This is a genomic window from Mariniphaga sediminis, assembly GCF_003573545.1.
In the GTDB taxonomy this organism is placed as follows: domain Bacteria; phylum Bacteroidota; class Bacteroidia; order Bacteroidales; family Prolixibacteraceae; genus Mariniphaga; species Mariniphaga sediminis.
In genome coordinates this window covers 162468-181834 of record NZ_QWET01000005.1, presented here as the reverse complement: position 1 = coordinate 181834, position 19367 = coordinate 162468, and the positions used below count along the sequence as shown (strand labels likewise).

The following is a 19367-nucleotide window of genomic DNA, read 5'->3' as shown; positions in this document are numbered from 1 at the left end:
AAACGGGTTCAACAGTTAAAAAACTAAAAAATCAGTTGCATAACTGAAAAACCAGTTGTAGATTTGTTTCAAAATTAGATTGCACTGATACTTGTGTCTGAAATTTTAAAATCTGCATCATGAAAAAACTCACCCGCAAAGAAGAGGAACTCATGAAAATCCTCTGGAAACTCGAAAAAGCTTTTGTAAAAGACATCATTGAAAAATATCCAAAGCCGAAGCCTCATTACAATACCATATCTTCCCTTGTAAGGTTACTCCAGGAAAAAGGGATTGTAGGCTACAAGCAGTATGGAAACACATACGAATATTTTCCACTGATCTCTAAAGAAGAATACCGGAAATCGTTCATGAAACAAATCGTTAGTGATTATTTCGACAACTCGTACAAGAGTGCTGTGGCCTTCTTTGTAAAAGAAAAAGGCCTTTCGCCCGAAGAACTGGAAGAGCTGATAAAAATAATTAAAGATGAAAAGTGATGGAAAGTTATCTTTTCTATATCGGAAAGGCAGCTGTTGCAGCCAGTGCATTTTTTCTGGCTTACCTGGTGTTGTTTCAAAACCGGAAACAGTTTGTTTTTAATCGTATTTATTTGCCGGTTTCCCTGGCGCTTAGTTTTGTTATCCCGCTCATAACTTTTACAACCGTACAATATATTGACCCGGTAGCAACTGTATCAAATGGATATTCTTTCCTCCCCGAAACCATTCAGCCGGTAGGAACTCCCCTCCCGCCATTTAAAGCAGAATGGCACCACTATCTGTTTGGCCTGTACATTCTGGGAACAGCCGTTTTTCTGTTTCACCTGCTGCTGGGGCATTATAAAGCAATCCGAATCATAAAAAAAAGCCGGACACAGCAACTGCTAAATACCCAGGTAAACATTACAGAAAAAGACGTTCACCCCTTTTCTTTTTTCAGCAAAATCGTCATCTCAGAAAATACACTTTTCAATCCTCACCTGGAAATAATCGTAGCACACGAAAAAATTCATGTGAAAGAAAAACATACGCTTGATATTCTATTTACCGAAATCCTATTCCTCCTGCAGTGGTTTAATCCGTTTACCTGGCTGCTAAAAAACGCGGTAAGAAATAACATTGAGTACAAAACCGACCACGAGATTGCAAAAACCACCAATGCCCAAACCTACCAAATGGCCATGGTAGCGCTGGCCGGCAAAGAGGGTGTGGCACCTTTTCTCACCGCTTTAAATGGGTCTCAACTTAAAAATCGTATCATCATGATGAAGAAGAAAACAAAAAACCGGTTTGCGCTTGTAAAACAACTTATTGCTTTACCATTGCTGGCTGTTTTGGTTATGGGACTTGCGAACAGGGAAATTAAAACAGAAATAAATTACCAAAACGAAAGCACTACCGCACATTCAGAATTTCAAAATGAAACGACTGCTTCCAAACAAACAAACAAGGAGAAGAATACCCCCGCAGAAAATATAATCGTTTCGAATAAGGAAACGCAGACTGAATCCATTCCCGGAGCAAAAGATAATTATACTATCCAGGCCGATACCGAAGAAACAATGATTCTTTCAGAGAATAGGTATCGAAGGCACGAACCAGATACTAGCATCACAAAAAAAACAGATATAAGCTTTAAGCTCGATAACAGACTGTTTATTATTGATGGAAGGGAATACCAGGGCGACATTAAAGATTTTAACACAAATGATATTAAACGTATTGATGTTTTAAAAGCTCCAACTGCCACAATGTTTTACGGCGAAAAAGGCAAAAACGGAGTTGTAATGATTGAAACCAAAACAGGAAATAAACCGAGCCTGCACCCGAATGCCGGGCAGACTGAGATTAAAGGGAAGGTCATTTCGTTTGATGGACGGAAACCCATACCAGGGGCAACTATTTTTTTTACCGTCAATGGTGTTAAATCAGGTACCGTTTCTAATACAAAGGGAGATTTTATTATTAAGGCAGAAGATTCAGATATATTTTTCGAATTTCTCCGTGAAGGTTACCTAAAAAAAGAATTTGCCTGGGATGGGAGTAAAGAACTACTGGTAACAATGGAATCCGAGAAAAACCCTACCATCCCGGATAAAACAACAGAAATAAAGAAATGGGAAAAAATTCTGGATAATGCAGGCATTGAGAAATATCCGGAAGGCAAAGAGCCGATTGTCATACAGGACGGATATGAAACGCTGCACAATGCTAATGATATTTCCAATCTTTACAATTCAGCCATAATTAAAAGTATTCGGTATAAAAGAAACACAAATATCGATATCAGGCGTAAAGAATTGGCAAAGAATGGATTTATCGAAATAAAAACCACGCTGCCTAAACAAAACAAGAAACTGTATATTATTGATGGCGAAGAAGTTTTCCTAAAAAACAAAAAGCCATCTGTATATATTTACCCGAAGCAACTTCAAAAAATGAAGGAGTTGTCAAAAGAGGAAGCAACCCAAAAATATGGAAACAAAGCAAAACACGGAGCTGTTGAAATAACAACAAAAACAAATACACTGACCAGCGAAACAGGATATTCAAAAACAAAAACTCCCCTCATCGTGGTAGACGGAATGGTTACCGAATACAAATCACTCGATCTTATTAATCCGGGAGACATACAATCAATAAACGTTTTGAAGGATGAGCAAGCTACTGAGAGGTATGGTAAAAAAGGGGAAAATGGTGTTATCGAGGTTACGATGAAGCCAGTAGGAATATATACTGAAATACAGCTCAGAAGATTTATTGCAAAAGAGATTAAATATCCCGTATTAGCCCACAAATCAAACCTGGAAGAAACAGTCAATTTATCTGTTAAAATTGATACGAAAGGAAAAATATCTGTCCTCACTGACGAGCCATTAGCAACTGATTTTACCCTGGATGAAATTGTTGTTGTCGGTTACAAGATCAACAAACCTGTGTCAACGGGGTATGGATCAAAAAACGCTGTTGAAGAAGCTCAAAAAATAGAAGAACAGCTATTTACAGATGAAACCAAACGCGTAATCCATAAAATTCCAAAGCTCGATATTGCTAAATTCAAAGGAAAAACGGTTGGTATAACAGTGAAGTTTATATTACAGTAACACCTTTGCTAACCAAACTGAAGGTTTCAAATTGAAGGTAAAGTCTCAGAATTTCCCTATCTTTTTAACACTAAAATAAGGGGGAAATTTACGATGCATCAAGACCAGGTTCTGCTTTAATAATAAAACTTATAAGTGGTTTAATTATAAAACAAAAAGCCGATGAAAAAATCAATAATTTTGATTCTCCTGTTACAAACATTTTGTTTCCCTGCACTTTCACAGGCCGAAAATACCCTGAAAAAAATTGCTGATGAATTAAGCAATTATCAAACGTATGAATCCAAATGCTCTTATACTTTTTCCTTTCCTTATGGAGATCCGATGACCATTGAATCAACCATAGTCACAAAAAAAGAACCTGCGGATACCTTGTGTGGGTTTTATTATTACTTCAAAAACCCAGGGGACGTATTTAGCGAATTTTCAATATTCTTCAATAGTACTATTTACAGGTCTTATAAAGGCAAAATTGAAAAAATCAGCCAAAAAGAAAAACCCCATGCATTTATCGACAGAAAATTGGGTGACAAAATGATTCCTGCTGTCCATCATAACCACCAGTTGTATTTTGTTACTCCATATCAAATTGCCGACAAAATAAATGAAATACTGAACAATGAAACCAGCATTATACAACAGAAACCGGATACTTCCATCAACAATAATCCATGTCTGCGTTTTATTTTAACTCCGGGGAAAAGTGAATCACCCCCTGATTCGTTTAATCTGGATATGGGTAGTTCACATGCCCAAATAACCTATGACCTGTGTTTCGATAAAAATGCATTATTCCCGGTATATTATCACCGGGTTCTAAAAAGCAGTTCAATCAGTCAATTTCAAACAGCTCATTTTATTCAAACCAACGTTAATCCACATCTTGACCCCGGTTTTTTTAGTGAAGAAAACTTATTACCAAAAAAATGGCAGGAGGCCAATCAAAATTACGAAGTTAAAAACCCGGGGAATCTGGTGGGGAAGAAAGCTCCGGATTGGAGCCTGCCGGTTTTAAACGAAGACACAATGTTATCGAACAAAAATTTACTGGGTAAATACGTACTCCTTGAATTTACTGCCACCTGGTGTGGGCATTGTATTGAAGCAGGTGAAATGATGAACAGGCTTGAAGAGAAATTCAGGGATAATGAAAAAATTGCCCTGGTGAGCATCTTTAGCAGCGAAATAGATAAAAAGGAAGGGATATCGGAATTTGCCCGAAAAAATAACCTGGAATCAACCATACTCTACTCAGCACCTCATATTGGTGAACTTTATAAAGTGTCCAGTTACCCGAATTTTATCATCATTTCCCCCGAAGGAAATGTACTTATGAATTTTCAAGGATATAATAGTACCATAGAAAAAAACATAACCAGTTTACTAACCGAATTGACAAACTAGATTATGACAACAGAATTAACACACTATTGCCTTTCTTTTTTTAACACTTAACTTTGTTGATAACTTATAATCCCTTTGAACCTATTCAAACAGATGCAAAAACAAAAAGAGGGAAATATCCATCCTATTGAAAAAATAAAATGCAAATTAAATCCATTATTGTTGACGACGAAAAGCACGGACGTGAAAACCTGGCCGGAATCCTCCGGGAATTCTGCCCCGAAGTCAGTCTTTTGGGAGAGGCAGATTCGGTAGAGGCAGCGCTTTCACTCATCCGGGAACAACCGCCCGATCTGGTTTTTCTTGATATTGAAATGCCCCGTGCCAATGGGTTTCGACTGCTGGAACATTTACAAAATTTCAGCTTTGAGGTCATTTTTGTTACGGCTTACGACAACTACGCTATCAAAGCCATCCGCTTTTCTGCCGCCGACTATATCCTGAAACCTGTTAACCACAATGACCTGAAAGCCGCTGTAAAAAAAGTAGCCGAGCGCATCCTGCAAAAGCAGAAAAACGTTAGGATGAAACAACTTTACCACAACCTTTTTCAGCCCGGATCGCCACGCATTGGCTTGCCCGACGGCGACCAAATCCAATTTTCCGAAGTACACAAAATTATCCGCTGCCAGGGAGAAGGAAATTATACGCACATCTATTTTGAAAACGGCAACCACATGCTGGTCGCCAAAACACTGGTGGAATTCGAAGATCTGCTGCAGGAATTCGGGTTCGCACGAACACACAAAACCCACCTTGTCAACCTGAAACACGTAAAATCATATATAAAAACGGAAAACAGTGTGAAACTTTCCAACAACGAACATATTCCTGTTTCACGAAGAAGAAAAGAAAACGTGCTGGAACAACTAAAACGCAGCCACAAAAAACAATAAGTAATACGAATCAAAGGTTGAACCCACTTTGGGGTTCTTCTCATATCCGCTTTATTATCACGGGTAAAGCCCGTGGCTATTATTGTTTAATCCCTTTCGGGATAAAGAAATGTCCGAAGGACATAAACAAAAATAGCCCCGTGCGAAGCTCGGGGGAGGGCAATGCGGAGTAAAGACGCAACCACGGAGTGGTTTGAATTATTGACAATCAGCTAATATCAACTCTTGATTCACATAAGCTCCTGATAACAATAAATTTACATGATTATCCCTGAACATAAAACGTTACCACATAATACCTCTTCGATAAACTTTACCGCATTTCCGCTTGCATTTTTTAAAACTATATTTATATTTGTCCTCAACAAAAGACAAAAAGATGCAAAATTCTTTCGCAAATAATAGTACAGCAACATACAACATGGCTTGTATGTGTTCTGCTTTTACTTTGTGGAAGAGATAGGATATTAACGAACTTGGTTAAAAGGCTCTTCCACAACGGAAGGGCCTTTTTTATGAATTATATAATCCGAAAAATGTTAAATGATGAGTACTGTATTAAATTTTTATCAGGAAAAGAAAGGTTCTTAAGTCACTATGAGACAAAAAGACGTTTTTATATTTAATTTGAAATTTTAAACAGGAAAAGTAATAAAAGAGTATTCAGATATGAAGCAAATTGTATGTCCTATATCAAACGAACAGGTAAATGAAAGCCTGACCCGGCTGAATGCATTTTTCACCATAATGCTCGTTATTGCCGGTTTTGTATTCAATTCCGTTTTATTTCCGCTTGTATTACTGGCAGATTTTTACGTTCGGGCATTTACCAAATCAAAGTTCAGTCCGCTGAGTGTTGCCAGTGCAGGTTTGGCCCGACTGCTAAACCTAAACAACAAGCCCACTGACAAAGCGCCCAAGATTTTTGCTGCCCGGCTGGGATTCATCATGACACTGATGGTTGCCACTCTGTTTTTATTGCAGCTCTATACTGCGTCCATGATTGTTGCCGGCGTTCTGATATTTTGCGCATTGCTGGAATTTGCTTTCAACATTTGCCTGGGTTGTATCATTTATACTTTTCTGGTTCTACCTCTCTATAAATAAATATAATGCCATGACAAAATAAATCAAGAGGGAAAATCTGTTCATAACTACCTGAAAGAATCAGATTTGACAAGACAGCCCGGTTAATTGTCCGGGCTGTCGTTATTTAAGCTGATTCAACCCAAAAATTCTGCTACTTTTGCATCAAATTCTGAGAAAATGAAGCATGCGCTTACAACATTTTTTTTGCTGGCTTTTTCTGAGCGTATTTTGGCTCAGAATGAAATTGGGCCGGAAGGGCACAAACTGGTCTGGATACTGATTGTGGCGGTAGCTTTGGCAGCAATGTTTCTGTTTGGAACATTTAAAATATCAGGGTTTGTAAAAAAACCGTTGTTCAAAAAAAAGAAAGTAACGGTAGAGCTGATGAAAGATCGCCTGTACTACCCCGATACCCTGGAGCTTACCATTACCAACACAGGCAATACCGATGTGGACATAGACACTCCGCTGCTGGTATTCAGCAGTATTTGGCTGAAAAGAAAATTCAAACTGAAAGGAACGCAAAATAACTGGTTTTACCCGCTGTACCTGATGAAGGGGCAAAGCCACACACTGAATATCGACTTAAACCGTTTTTACGGCTTCGACAAAACCCTCAAAAGGTTACCTAAAGTAAAGGTGATTGTTTCAGAAGCTAAAGGGAAAAAGCTGGGAAGCCGGCAGGTGTTATTGCGCAAAACATTATTTAATCTTTAATGAGAGACTGGAAATTTAACCATATCGATTTTTCTACCTATCCTTCTTCCGACGAGAAAGATCTGGGCGTTTTCTGGGCCCCAGAAAAAACATCGGTAAAAATTTGGGCGCCCACGGCTAAAACAGTGGAGTTCAGATTATACAAAGACGGAAAAACCGGTGAAGCTTTTCACAAAACGCAGCTTCAGTCAGGCAATGACGGAACCTGGTCAACCATCCTTACCGGAGATTATGAAGGGAAATTTTATACCTTCCGGGTAAACGACGGTGAGTGGCTGGAAGAAACCCCGGATATTTACACCCGTTGTGTGGGGGTAAATGGGTTACGCGGCATCATTTTCAATCCGGCAAAAACCAATCCGAAGGGTTGGGAAGCAGACAAAAAACCGGAATTGAGCCATTTTACCGACGCGGTAATATACGAAACCCATGTACGCGATTTTACCATTGCCGAATCATCAGGCATTCAGCATAAAGGAAGATATTTAGGATTTACCGAAGAGGGAACAAAGTCGCCGGAAGGATTGGCAACCGGTCTGGCGCACCTGAAAGAACTGGGAGTAACGCATGTTCATCTGTTGCCGGTAAACGACTTTTTTACCGTAGATGAAGAAAAACCAAAGGAAAAATACAATTGGGGATACGACCCGCTGCATTACAATGCTTTGGAAGGCTCATACTCCAGCGACCCTTACGATGGTACCGTAAGGATAAAAGAGTTCAAAACATTGGTACAGTCGCTCCACTCGGCAGGAATCGGAGTAATTCTCGATGTGGTATACAACCACACTTATTTTACCAAAGAATCTGTTTTTAATCAAACCGTGCCCGGCTACTTTTACAGGCAGAAATCCGACGGGACATTTGCCAATGCTTCGGGCTGCGGCAACGAAATGGCCACCGAGCGCACCATGGTACGGAAGTACATCATCGATTCTTTGAAATACTGGGCCGAAGAGTTTCACATTGACGGATTCCGTTTTGATTTAATGGGAGTATATGATCTGGAAACGATGAAATCCATTCGGGCCGAATTACCCGGACTGTTACTTTACGGTGAGGGGTGGGCTGCCGACCAAAGTCCCATGCCCGAAGAACACAGGGCCCTGAAACAAAACACATCCAGGATGCCCGGGATTGCTGCTTTTAATGATGATTTCCGTGACGCACTGAAAGGGAATCACGGCCTCAAAAAATCAAAAGGGTTTGTAAGCGGCCTCGATTTAAGGGAGGAGGCAGTAAAATTTGGCATTGTTGCTGCAGTGCAGCACCCGCAAATTGTTTACGACTATGTGGAAACCTCCAAAAAACCATGGGCTGCCCTGCCTGGACAATGCATCAATTATGTTTCTTGCCACGACAATTACACGTTGTGGGACAAATTGAAATTAAGCATTCCCAAAGCAAGCGACGAAAAAATGCGAAAAATGGTAAAACTGGCGGGAGCGCTGGTACTTACTTCGCAGGGAATTCCGTTTTTGCACGCCGGGATGGAATTTTGCCGTACGAAAGGAGGCAACGGAAATTCGTACAAATCGCCCGACCCGGTAAATCAAATCGACTGGAGCCGCAAAAAAGAATATTCCGATGTCTTTGAATATTATCAAAAACTGATTCAACTTCGGAAAAATCATCCAGCCTTTCGGATGAAGGAAACAAGCCGGATTCAAAATTACATTCATTTTTGTACGGATTATAAAACAGGCGTGGTATCTTACTGCATTGACGGAGACCCCTCGGGCGATCCGTGGAAAAATATTGTTCTTATTTTTAACGGGAACCGGGAGCCTGTTTCCATTCCCCTTCCTGAAGGAAATTTCCGTATAATGGTACAAAATGACCATTTCAGCGAAGAGGGAATAGACGAAATGATAACCGCTGAAGTAAAAGTAGAGGCTATTTCAATGACGATTCTGGTTAAAGCAGAAAATTAGAAGACGGCCAGCAGTAAATCGATATCTTTTGCCGAAAGGTTAAACAGCCGCCCCACTTCGGGATTGGTCAAAATACCGTGGTAAATATAAACTCCCTTCCGGAACCCTTTGGAGTTTTTAATGTAGTTATGTACCCCGCCGCTTTCGCCAATTGCCAGAAGAATAGGAATGAGAATGTTACTGAGGGAAATGGATGCCGTGCGGGCCACAATGGCCTGTGTGTTCGGCACACAGTAATGCACCACGCCATGCTTAATGTACGTGGGGTTATGTAAATCAGTACATTTGGTCGTTTCAAAACAACCTCCCTGACTGGCATTCAGATCGATAATAACTGAACCTTCCTTCATCTGTTTCACCAAATCTTCAGACACCTTGAACTTTGGAGTGGTATTGAACTGCATGGCCCCAATCACGGCATCGGCAGAAATGAGCGCTTTGCGTAACACTTTCGGATAAAAGACAGAAGTAAAAATCCGGCGGCCCAGTTTTTCCTCCAGCTTACTTAAATCGTAAACCGAGGTATCAAAAACTTTCACCAGCACCCCCAGGCTGAGGGCTGCACGGGCAGCATACTCGGCAGCAGTACTGGTTCCGATTATAACGAGCTCGGCAGGAGTAATGCCTGTCACCTCACCAAAAAGCACACCCTTTCCATTGTGGGCATTACTCAGGTATTCACTGGCCAACGTAACGGATGTGGCCCCTGCAATCTGGCTCATCTGATGCACGATAGGCAAAAATCCCTGTTCATTTTCTATACTCTCAAAGGCAATGGCAGTTACCTTCTTTTGAATCAGTTTTTGAATCGACTTGCTGTTATGTGCCTGGATCTGCATATTGGAAAGTACCGCCTGGTTCCCGCGAAGCAAATCAATTTCCTCACTGCCAAAAGGCGCTACACCCAAAACAATATCGCACTGATATACCTCTTCTTTTTTATCTACAATCACAGCCCCTGCTGCGCGGTACTCCTTATCGGTGTAACTGGACATTTTTCCCGCATCCTTTTCAATAAAAATCTCGTGCCCGTAAGAAGTCAGCAAATCAACCGCCTGAGGAGTCAGGGGCACCCGGTATTCCACTTTTGAATAATCGGACGGAATCCCGATTTTCATTTTTTGCCCCCTGCTTTTTATTTCAAGCATTTCTTCCTGGGGCATCAGCATTGGCTTGGAAACCGACATATTCTCTTTTGTTCCTTCACGGGTAGGCATAATCAATCGTTTTTAACCAGTAAATTAGCACAACAAGGTACACTCTTATGCTCAGATTTCAAAATTGAAAAAATGTTTTCCTTTAAACCAATTTGGCCGAAAGAAATCGTTCTTCGTCCTTTCCCACTTCAATCTTCACCTCCACATATTTTGGGGGGAGCAACGGTTCAATTTTTTCAGGCCACTCAATCAGGCAGTGCTGCCCGCTGTAAAAATAGTCTTCGTATCCCAGGTCGAAAGCCTCTTCCATATCCTTAATCCGATAAAAATCGAAGTGAAAAATGGAATTCCCTGTTTCGGTTTTATACTCATTTATAAGGGCAAAGGTGGGACTTGTAACGTTATCAGGCGTACCCAAAATCCGGCAAACAGCCTGAATAAATGTAGTTTTTCCGGCGCCCATTTTGCCGTAAAAAGCAAAAACACGCTGATCGGGAAACCAGTCAATCAACTGTTTTGCCGCTTTTTCAAGCCCTTTTAAGGTGGTTATCTTTTGCGAAAAATTATTTTCTGTCATATCCATTTTACTTAAAAACCCTCCCAATTTATTAAAAACTTCTATTCAAATATGAAAGTTCTATCCAAAGAAGATTCTCTGACATCAAAAATTAAAACAATTTTCATTGAATGCTTAAATTTGCACCCGGAATGAAGATTGGAAATCTCATATTGGAAGGAACCCCGTTATTCCTGGCACCGATGGAAGACGTCACTTACATGTCGTTTCGCAGGATGTGCAAAAAGTATGGCGCTGACGTGATGTACACCGAGTTCGTGTCGTCCGAAGCGCTGATCCGGGATGTAAAAAAAACCAAACAAAAAATGGTTTTATTTGATTTCGACCGCCCGGCTGCCGTCCAGATCTACGGCCATAATATCGACTCCATGATTCATGCGGCACAGGTGGCCGAGGAAGTACAACCCGATTTTATCGACATTAACTTTGGCTGTCCTATGAAAAAAATTATCCGGCACGGGGCCGGGGCAGCCATGCTAAAAGATTTACCCAAAATGCAACAAATGGCTGCCGAAGTGGTAAAAGCGGTGAAAGTACCGGTAACTGCCAAAACCCGGCTGGGCTGGAATGACAATGACAAACCCATTTTGGAGGCAGCCCTGCGCTTACAGGATGCCGGTGTTGCCGCCCTGGCAATCCACGGACGTACGCGTGAACAACTTTACACAGGCAAAGCAGACTGGACACTCATTGGGGAAGTAAAAAATCACCCCGAAATAAAAATACCGATCATTGGAAACGGAGATATTACAAGCGGCCAAAAAGCTAAAATTCTATTGGAACAAACCGGGGTAGATGCCTTGATGATTGGTCGCCCGGCCATTGGACGGCCCTGGATTTTCAGGGAAGTGAAACACTTTCTGGAAACCGGACAAACATTGGCGCCACCCACGGTGGCCGAAATTGTGGAAAATGTGAGGGAACAACTTCAGCTTAACCTGGAATGGAAAGACAACGAACGAACCGGCATTTTGATGATGCGGCGACACTTTGCCAAATATTTCCCCGGATTGCCCGGCTTCCGTGATTTAAAAATCAGGCTGCTCCGGGCAGAAGCCCATGAAGAGGTAAACGAAATTCTTGATGAAATGGTGGAAAAATACAAAAACACCAGGGTAGATTATTCATTTGCAGAAAAATAACCCAACCCCAGAACACAAAAAGAAGAAAAAAAATACGCATTTATTGTTTTGCCAGTGAAAAAAGAAATTCAATTCCGCCATTTGGATTGTTCCTCACCGAAATTTCTCCTTTATGCAACTGAATGGCATTTTTAACAATGGCAAGCCCCAAACCGGTACCGCCGGTTTCGCGTGTTCGTCCGTGGTCTGCCCGGTAGAATCGCTCAAAAATCCGGGGCAGATGTTCCTCCGGAATACCAGCACCGGTATCAGAATAGGAAAAGTAGTAATACTTGTCGTCTTCATGATACACCTGGATATAGATGGAAATTCCTTCCCCTCCATAATTAATTGAATTTTCAACAAAATTCTGAAAAACAGAAAACAACAGGGAATCGTTTCCCTGAATTACCGTATCCTCTGATACTTCGCTTTGAAAAGAAATATTCCGGCTGTGCATCCGGTTGGCAAAATTTTCATACACTTCATCGATTATCTCCTTCAAACCGGTAGGTTTAAATTTAAAAAGCTCGCCGGCATCTTCAATGTTATTCAGCAAAGAAACATCGTTGATTAAATCAGTCAGCCGGTCTGCCTGCATGTACGCCTTCTCCATAAAATATTTTTGTTTTTCCCCGGCCAGCGGCCAATTGTTGAGCATGGTTTCCAGGTACCCTTTGATAGATGCCAGAGGGGTTTTCAACTCATGAGCAATGTTCGAGGTAAGTTGCTGCTTCATACGCCGCCGCTTTTCCAAACGGGTGATGTCGGTAATCATCACCTCAAAACTTTTATCGAGAAAAACGATACTCTGAATTTTAAAATATTTTTCGCCCTTTGAGATAACATATTCCAACTGGGGCAACCTGTCGGGATTAAAATTTTTCCCGTTTTTCAAATTCTTCCGAAGAAATTTATTCAGTTTCTTAAACTCAGCCATTTCAAAAATTTCCTCATTGGTATATATTGTTTCTGAAGAAATAATATTGATGTACTGTATGAAATGACGATTCGACAAGGTTTTCTCTTCTTCAGGTGAAAAAAATGCAATTCCTTCATTCAGGGCATTCAGGTGATTCAACAATTTTTCCCTTTCATTCGAAAGCTCGTCTTTGGCATTCTTTAGTTTATGATAGATACGGATAATCTGTCCACCAATAATTCCCAACTCATTCTCGGGAAACGAAGTGTCGGGTTCAACCAATTCGTTTTTCCCGGCTTTCAGGGCGAAATCTTTTAGTTTGGTAATGGCATCGGCCAGTTTTCCTGTAACCAGAAACAGGATAAGTCCTATAACCCCAAACACCGAAACGATAAAAAAAATAAAAGCTCTCTCCGCTTTCAGGAAATTTTGTATCTGAACATTATAAACCACTGCAGTCCGGACAAAAAAATCCGGATAGCTTTTGGCATAATAATAATATTCCTGGCTTGTTGTTTCCGATGTTCGTACGTTCGACCCCTTCTTATTCTGAATGGCCTTTTGTATTTCAGGACGGTGCAGGTGGTTCTCCATCAGATTATAATCTGCTACCGAACTGTCGTAAAATACATCGCCATTTTTATCAATAAGCGTAATCCGGATGTTGGGTTGCGGAATAATTCTTTTTAACTCACTGATACGCCCGATTTCGTTTTTTTCTATCAGGCTGTTTTGTTCCAGGTACCGGTAAGTAGTTTCTGTAATATTATCGAGGGTATTTTCCAGCTGGGCAGTGCGGTATTTCTTTTCACGCTGGTATTGGAAAATAAGAATAGCAACGGTAAAAAGAATAAAAACGATGATGAAATAAAAAAATATTTCGCCCCTGAAAGATTTCCGGATCACTTCTCTGACTGATTTTTATTATTTATTCTTAAAGCAGTAACCATAGCCGGACTTCCCCTTGATATACGGACCATATTTGCCGATTTTCTTCCTCAACCGGGCAATATTTACATCTACGTTTCGCTCTGTAACAATGACATCCTCGTCCCAAATACGTTTCAGGATTTCGTCACGGCCAATATACTGTCCCATATTTTTCATCAGCAACACCAGTATTTCAAACTCCTTGCGGGTAAGATTCAGGTTTTGGCCTTCCAGAGAGGTCTCCTTTTTCCTCGGGTTCACTTTCAGCTCTCCGAATTTCAGCTCCTCTCCTCCGCTTTCCTGCACTGATCCTCTTTTCAGGATAGCTTTTATGCGGGCAATCACCTCTTTTATGGAAAAGGGTTTGGAAATGTAATCATCTCCCCCAACATTAAAGCCTGTAAGAACATCGTTTTCTTCCCCTTTCGCCGTAAGAAAAATCACCGGCACCTCCAGTTTTTTTTCCTTCCGGATAATGTTAGCTGTTTTAAACCCGGAAATACCGCCCATCATTACATCAAGCAAAATTAAATCAAACTCTTCCAGCGGTTTCTTCAGGGCTTCTTCTCCTGAATGAGCAATGTCGATAGAAAAACCTTCACTTTCAAGGTTAAACTGCAAAATCTCACATAAATCTTCTTCGTCGTCGACAATTAGAATTTTATGATTCCCATCCATATCTCCCATCGATTTTTTTTTCAATTACAAAGGTAAGGTTAAAAAAATACAGGCATCAAAAAGATGTTACAAAACGATTACTAATTTATTAAAAGTCTTTAATATTGAATCGGATATAATATATTTGCGCAAATTCAAAACTTAGATTGAGGTAATGAAAATAAAGTTTATCATTGTTCTTTTCCTGTTTACTACAATTCAGGCTTTACCCCAGGAAGAAACGTTTGAACCCTCAGGCAAGCCATTTGTCACCATTTATGCCAACTTTCACAGGGGAATAACCGGGAGTGCAACAGATGAAGCAGCTTTTGAACTGGTTCGGGGATATCTTGGCTACGAATATTTTTTCAGCCCCGAATGGTATGCAAAAATAAATGTGGATGTAGGTAGTCCGGATGATCTTTCTCCCGTTTCAAAAATACGGAGGTATGCCTATTTTAAGAATGCGTACCTGCGTTACACGCAGCAAAAACTGGAAATTGAATTTGGATTGATTGGTTTAAAACAATTTAAATTACAGGAAAGTGTTTGGGAACGGAGGTATTTAATGAAAACCCTGGCCGACGAATACCGACTCGGTTCTTCTGCTGATTTGGGGGTGAATTTCCATTACGCGTTCAGTGAAAAAATCGACGCTGATTTTACCATTATGAATGGAGAAGGTTACAGCAGCCTTCAAATGGACGATGTCTTCAAATACAGTCTGGGCTCCACGTTCCGTTTTCCCCGAAATTTCACCTCACGGATAGTTTATGACATCATGCATAGTGAAATTTCGGAAACCACCCTGTTACTGTTTTCATCCTATGATTTCCGCTCAAAATGGAATATCGCCGGTGAATTTGTTATCAGGCAAAACGAAGGATGGATGGCAAATCATGATATTTATGCTTTTTCCGTGTTTGGAAAATACAATTTAAATGAAAGATACCAGCTGTTTGCACGTTTTGATAAAATAAAATCAAACATCCTGGAAGGCGAAACGCTTCCCTGGCACCTGGCAAACGACGGAACCGCACTTGTTGCCGGGATTCAGTTCAGGCCAATAAAAAAGATTACGATGGCATTGAATTACCACGACTGGTATCCGTGGGCTGCCAATATGGAAGGAGGCGGATTCATTTTTTTCGACTTGGAAGTAAAAATATAAGGGGGAAACCATGTTAAACAAGATAGTTGCAGGATTATTTTTTCTTCTGATCTTTTGGGGCTGCCGCAAAAGCAATTATTACCTGGAGGAAAGCAACACCGGATTTTTACGCGACGACGGCAGCGGGACCGGCACGGTAACCTGGACCAAAAACAATGAATACATTCTGGAAGGGCTCGTTTTTGTTAATGACGGGCAGGTGCTTACCATCGAACCGGGAACGGTTGTCAGGTTCCGCAGAGGAGAGGCAGAAAATGCCAGTGCGCTTATTGTAGCCCGCGGGGGTAAAATTATTGCCAATGGAACCCATGAAAAACCCATTATTTTTACATCAGAAAACGATGACCTGAAAGGTTCTGTTGCTAAAGACACCAGGGGCTTGTGGGGCGGACTCATCATCCTCGGGAATGCTCCTGTCAATGTAAACCAGGGAGAAACCCGGATAGAAGGTATCCCCTATTTTGAGCCGCGCGGAGTTTTCGGCGGCAGCGACGAAGACGACAATTCCGGTATTTTACGTTATGTTTCCATCCGGCATGGAGGTACCAATATTGGAGAGGGCAACGAAATTAACGGGCTGACCCTGGGCGGGGTAGGAAACAAAACAGTGATTGAATATGTGGAGGTTATTTCAAATGCCGATGACGGTGTTGAAATTTTCGGCGGTACCGCTAACCTGAGGAACATAATCGTTTCCGGCTGTAGCGATGATGCATTTGATTATGACCTGGGATGGAGCGGGAACGGCCAGTTCTGGTTGGGAGTAGAGAACAATTTTATTGGTGACAACCTCATCGAAGCCGGGGGCGGAACTTCTCCTGTCATCGGATTCCCTCATTCCCTGCCAACCATTTTCAATGCTACCCTTATCGGGAACGGTGAAACCGGAAACGGTTCGCTGACTGTTTTCGAACGGTTTGCCGGCGGGGTTATCGCCAATTCTGTTTTTGCAAACAACCTGCACGGTATTTTGCTGGAAGTTACCGACCAGCAACACGACAGTTTCAGCCAGTGGAAAAACGGAAAGCTTCAGATAAAAAACAATCTCTTTTTCCAGGTGGCCAGTCCACCCGAAAATTCCGTTTTCCAACTCTCCGGAGTCTTTTCCGGTGAAATGGCAAATAGCTGGTCAGATTACTTTAACGATGGACAGAATGAATCAGGTAATCCCGGAATAGATCCGGAAAACGGGCAATTTGTACCCGTACAAAAGTTAACCGGAAATTTAAGTGAATACCCATCGTCATGGTTTCAAAAAGTGGACTTCAAAGGAGCTTTTGGCGAAGACAACTGGATTGAAGGGTGGACGCTGCTATCCGAATAACTAATTCCACCCCTTTTTATACTTTTTTCTTCCGGGTAACCGTAATAAAATCGCGATGCGCTTTAATCAGGTTAATTGCATGCAACAGCATATTCTTTGTTTCCGTAATAACATTGAAAAATAACACCGAATTTCGGGTATTCACCTCTTGGGCTTTAATCCGTTTAATCTGTGTAATTTCAATTTTTTCCAGGTTCGCCACAATATGATCCCGTTGATGAATTAGATTGTCAACCTGCCCGAATTTATCGTTGCTTACAATTTTAAGAGCAAAATTAAAAAACTCATCAATCTGCCTTTTCAGGTCTTTCATCTCTTCAACCTGCGGTTCCACAAACGGCTTATGGTTATTATTTATGTGCTCATAAAGTGGTTCCGTCAGGAAATTCAGCGAGTGGGCCAGCTCACGCTGATAGTCTACTACCTGAACATAGAAATGCCCGGAATCGACATTTTCTTCAATTTTTGAAATGGTGCTTAAAACCTTGTTTTTCTGCTTTTTCGATTTTTTATTGAGATTATCCTTGATCCCCAGAGATTCCTTTAACTTTGAACGGTCTTCATTAATAAAACTCTCAATACTCTCCGAATAAATATTGTTAGCCAGCACAATAGATTTGGATACCTGTTTTCTGCATTTTTCCATCACCTTTTCTGTTTCATCTTTCTCTGTAATGGTATCATCCTCTTCCAGCACTTCTTCTTTTCTCCTTTTTTTGAAAATCAGGTGAGTACGAATAACAATTAAAACAGCCACCGCCACAAAAACAAAAATCATCAGCATACCTCCAATGGAAATAATCCACGCAACAATAGCCGAAACGGAAAAAGCAATAATTGCAGTTAAAAACCAACCACCAATAACGGCAAAAACTCCTGAAATCCTGTAAACAGCGCTGTCCCGACCCCATGCACGGTCGGAAAGCGAAGTACCCATAGCGACCATAAACGTTACGTAAGTGGTCGACAAAGGAAGCTTTAAAGAGGTCCCAATAGAAATTAATATACTGGCAACTAACAGATTAACAGATGCCCTGATTTTATCAAATGCGGGAGCGTCAGGATTAGGAGAGGAATCGTAAGAAAAAGACTCAAAACGCGAATGGATTTTCTCAACGAATGATTGAGGAAGAACTTGACGAAGTGTATTTTGGAATCGCGAAGAACTCCTTACAATAACCCGTGCAATCATGCTCGAACTAAAACGTTCCACTCCTTCGCTTTGTCTGGACAAATCAACCGATGTGTTCACAACCGACTGGGCTTTTCTCGAAAAGATAAGCGTAACAATCATCACCAACCCTGCAATAATCAACATATAAGTAGGAGTCCCCACTTTACCAGCCAGCATCTCCATGGAAAATGCATCAGGCGCAACAGAGCCGGCGGATACCCAGGCTTTAAAGGAACTGTAACCCGCAAGCGGAACACCAATAAAGTTTACAAGGTCGTTACCGGCAAATGCCATTGCCAAAGCGAATGTTCCGATTAAAACGGTCAGCTTCAATATTTTTATCTTAAACACCCAGTTCAGCAATTGAAGAAAAACCACCCAGAACATAAAGCTGTACAGCAACAATTTCCCGGTGTGGGCTGTCACCCAGTCGCCCAACCTTTCACCGCCTAATACTTTCAATTCGGCAAACGCGGAACCGTTAATCCCTTTAATCAAAATGAAATAAGTAATAGCTGTAACAGCCAGGCCGCCAAATATGGAGCCGAAATATTTCATGTTTCTACGGTAGTTGAAAGTAAAAACAAGACGCGTGATATATTGGACAAAGGCCCCTACTGTAAATGCAATAAGCACCGAAAGCAGGATACCTGTGATAATAGCCAGCGCTTTTTCGGAGTTAATATAGTTTGATAATTCGGCAAGCGAACCTCCCACATTTTTAATTTTCACGAGCGAAACAGCAACCGCAGATCCAAGCAACTCAAAAACGATGGAAACAGTGGTTGAAGTAGGCATTCCGAAGGTATTGAACATGTCCAGCAGAATGACATCTGTAATCATTACTGCAAGGAATATGACAATAATCTCGGAAAAGAAAAACATATCGGGATGAAAAATCCCTTTCCGGGCCACTTCCATCATTCCACTGGAAAAAGTGGCTCCAATTAAAACCCCCAACCCAGCCATAAGGAAAATAAGCCATTTGGGCGCAGCCTTTGACCCAAAAGCCGAGTTCAAAAAGTTTACAGCGTCGTTACTTACCCCCACAATCAAATCGGAAATAGCCAGTGCGAAGAGGATGATAACAATGATAAGGTATAAATTTTCCATCATTTGTTTTTTACAGGCGGCAAATATAAATGTGAATTAAACTTTATCGCAAGCTAAAATATTAAAAAAACATTAAGGAACAATCAAATTTCTATT

Annotated in this window: 15 protein-coding genes; 10 read left to right on the top strand and 5 right to left on the bottom strand. The window is 41.1% G+C overall.

Going from position 1 to position 19367, the window contains the following annotated elements; genetic code table 11:
• Nucleotides 1–119: 119 nt before the first annotated feature.
• The 7 genes from D1164_RS08320 (at nucleotide 120) to pulA (ending at nucleotide 9125) form a co-directional block, all read left to right on the top strand.
• A complete protein-coding gene (locus D1164_RS08320) occupies nucleotides 120–479 on the top strand; it encodes a BlaI/MecI/CopY family transcriptional regulator (protein ID WP_119349497.1) in 360 nt (119 codons plus the stop codon).
• Complete coding sequence (locus D1164_RS08315) at nucleotides 479–3085, top strand: M56 family metallopeptidase (protein WP_119349496.1); 2607 nt, start codon at nucleotides 479–481, stop codon at nucleotides 3083–3085. Before D1164_RS08320 ends, D1164_RS08315 begins: the two co-directional genes overlap by 1 nt.
• 162 nt (nucleotides 3086–3247) lie before the next feature.
• Nucleotides 3248–4489 (top strand): TlpA family protein disulfide reductase, encoded by a 1242-nt coding sequence (locus D1164_RS08310; RefSeq protein ID WP_119349495.1) that lies wholly within the window; start codon nucleotides 3248–3250, stop codon nucleotides 4487–4489.
• A 140-nt stretch (nucleotides 4490–4629) separates the two neighbouring features.
• A complete protein-coding gene (locus D1164_RS08305) occupies nucleotides 4630–5385 on the top strand; it encodes a LytR/AlgR family response regulator transcription factor (protein WP_119349494.1) in 756 nt (251 codons plus the stop codon).
• A 669-nt stretch (nucleotides 5386–6054) separates the two neighbouring features.
• A complete protein-coding gene (locus D1164_RS08300) occupies nucleotides 6055–6492 on the top strand; it encodes a DUF4395 domain-containing protein (protein WP_119349493.1) in 438 nt (145 codons plus the stop codon).
• A 159-nt stretch (nucleotides 6493–6651) separates the two neighbouring features.
• Entirely contained in the window at nucleotides 6652–7191 is a 540-nt protein-coding gene (locus D1164_RS08295; protein ID WP_147372101.1) for a hypothetical protein, read from the top strand.
• Nucleotides 7191–9125, top strand: coding sequence for a type I pullulanase (gene pulA / locus D1164_RS08290; protein ID WP_119349491.1), 1935 nt, complete (start codon nucleotides 7191–7193; stop codon nucleotides 9123–9125). Before D1164_RS08295 ends, pulA begins: the two co-directional genes overlap by 1 nt.
• On the opposite strand, the gene D1164_RS08285 is transcribed toward pulA, so the two are convergent.
• Nucleotides 9122–10342, bottom strand: coding sequence for an alanine dehydrogenase (locus D1164_RS08285; RefSeq protein ID WP_206610960.1), 1221 nt, complete (start codon nucleotides 10340–10342; stop codon nucleotides 9122–9124). The genes pulA and D1164_RS08285 overlap by 4 nt on opposite strands.
• An 82-nt stretch (nucleotides 10343–10424) precedes the next feature.
• Nucleotides 10425–10859, bottom strand: coding sequence for a tRNA (adenosine(37)-N6)-threonylcarbamoyltransferase complex ATPase subunit type 1 TsaE (gene tsaE, locus D1164_RS08280; RefSeq protein ID WP_119349653.1), 435 nt, complete (start codon nucleotides 10857–10859; stop codon nucleotides 10425–10427).
• 110 nt (nucleotides 10860–10969) lie between these two features.
• On the opposite strand from tsaE, the gene dusB reads away from it, so the two are divergent.
• The gene (dusB, locus tag D1164_RS08275; protein WP_241558269.1) at nucleotides 10970–12001 is read left to right on the top strand and encodes a tRNA dihydrouridine synthase DusB; all 1032 of its coding nucleotides are present in this window, start codon (nucleotides 10970–10972) and stop codon (nucleotides 11999–12001) included.
• A 40-nt stretch (nucleotides 12002–12041) separates the two neighbouring features.
• On the opposite strand, the gene D1164_RS08270 is transcribed toward dusB, so the two are convergent.
• Nucleotides 12042–13808 carry a sensor histidine kinase gene (locus D1164_RS08270; RefSeq protein ID WP_119349490.1) on the bottom strand — a complete coding sequence of 589 codons (1767 nt, stop codon included), beginning with the start codon at nucleotides 13806–13808 and terminating at the stop codon, nucleotides 12042–12044.
• 18 nt (nucleotides 13809–13826) lie between these two features.
• Nucleotides 13827–14534 (bottom strand): response regulator transcription factor, encoded by a 708-nt coding sequence (locus tag D1164_RS08265; protein ID WP_206610959.1) that lies wholly within the window; start codon nucleotides 14532–14534, stop codon nucleotides 13827–13829.
• Nucleotides 14535–14664: 130 nt separating this feature from the next.
• Here D1164_RS08265 and D1164_RS08260 point away from each other — a divergent pair, with 130 nt between their 5' ends.
• Nucleotides 14665–15660, top strand: a complete 996-nt coding sequence (locus tag D1164_RS08260) for a porin (protein WP_119349489.1) — start codon at nucleotides 14665–14667, stop codon at nucleotides 15658–15660.
• A 10-nt stretch (nucleotides 15661–15670) separates the two neighbouring features.
• Nucleotides 15671–16984 (top strand): hypothetical protein, encoded by a 1314-nt coding sequence (locus D1164_RS08255; RefSeq protein WP_119349488.1) that lies wholly within the window; start codon nucleotides 15671–15673, stop codon nucleotides 16982–16984.
• A gap of 16 nt (nucleotides 16985–17000) precedes the next feature.
• Here the strand turns inward: D1164_RS08255 and D1164_RS08250 are convergent, their stop codons facing one another.
• Nucleotides 17001–19274: an inorganic phosphate transporter gene (locus tag D1164_RS08250; protein ID WP_241558268.1), complete on the bottom strand. Its 2274-nt coding sequence runs from the start codon at nucleotides 19272–19274 to the stop codon at nucleotides 17001–17003.
• Nucleotides 19275–19367 lie beyond the last annotated feature (93 nt).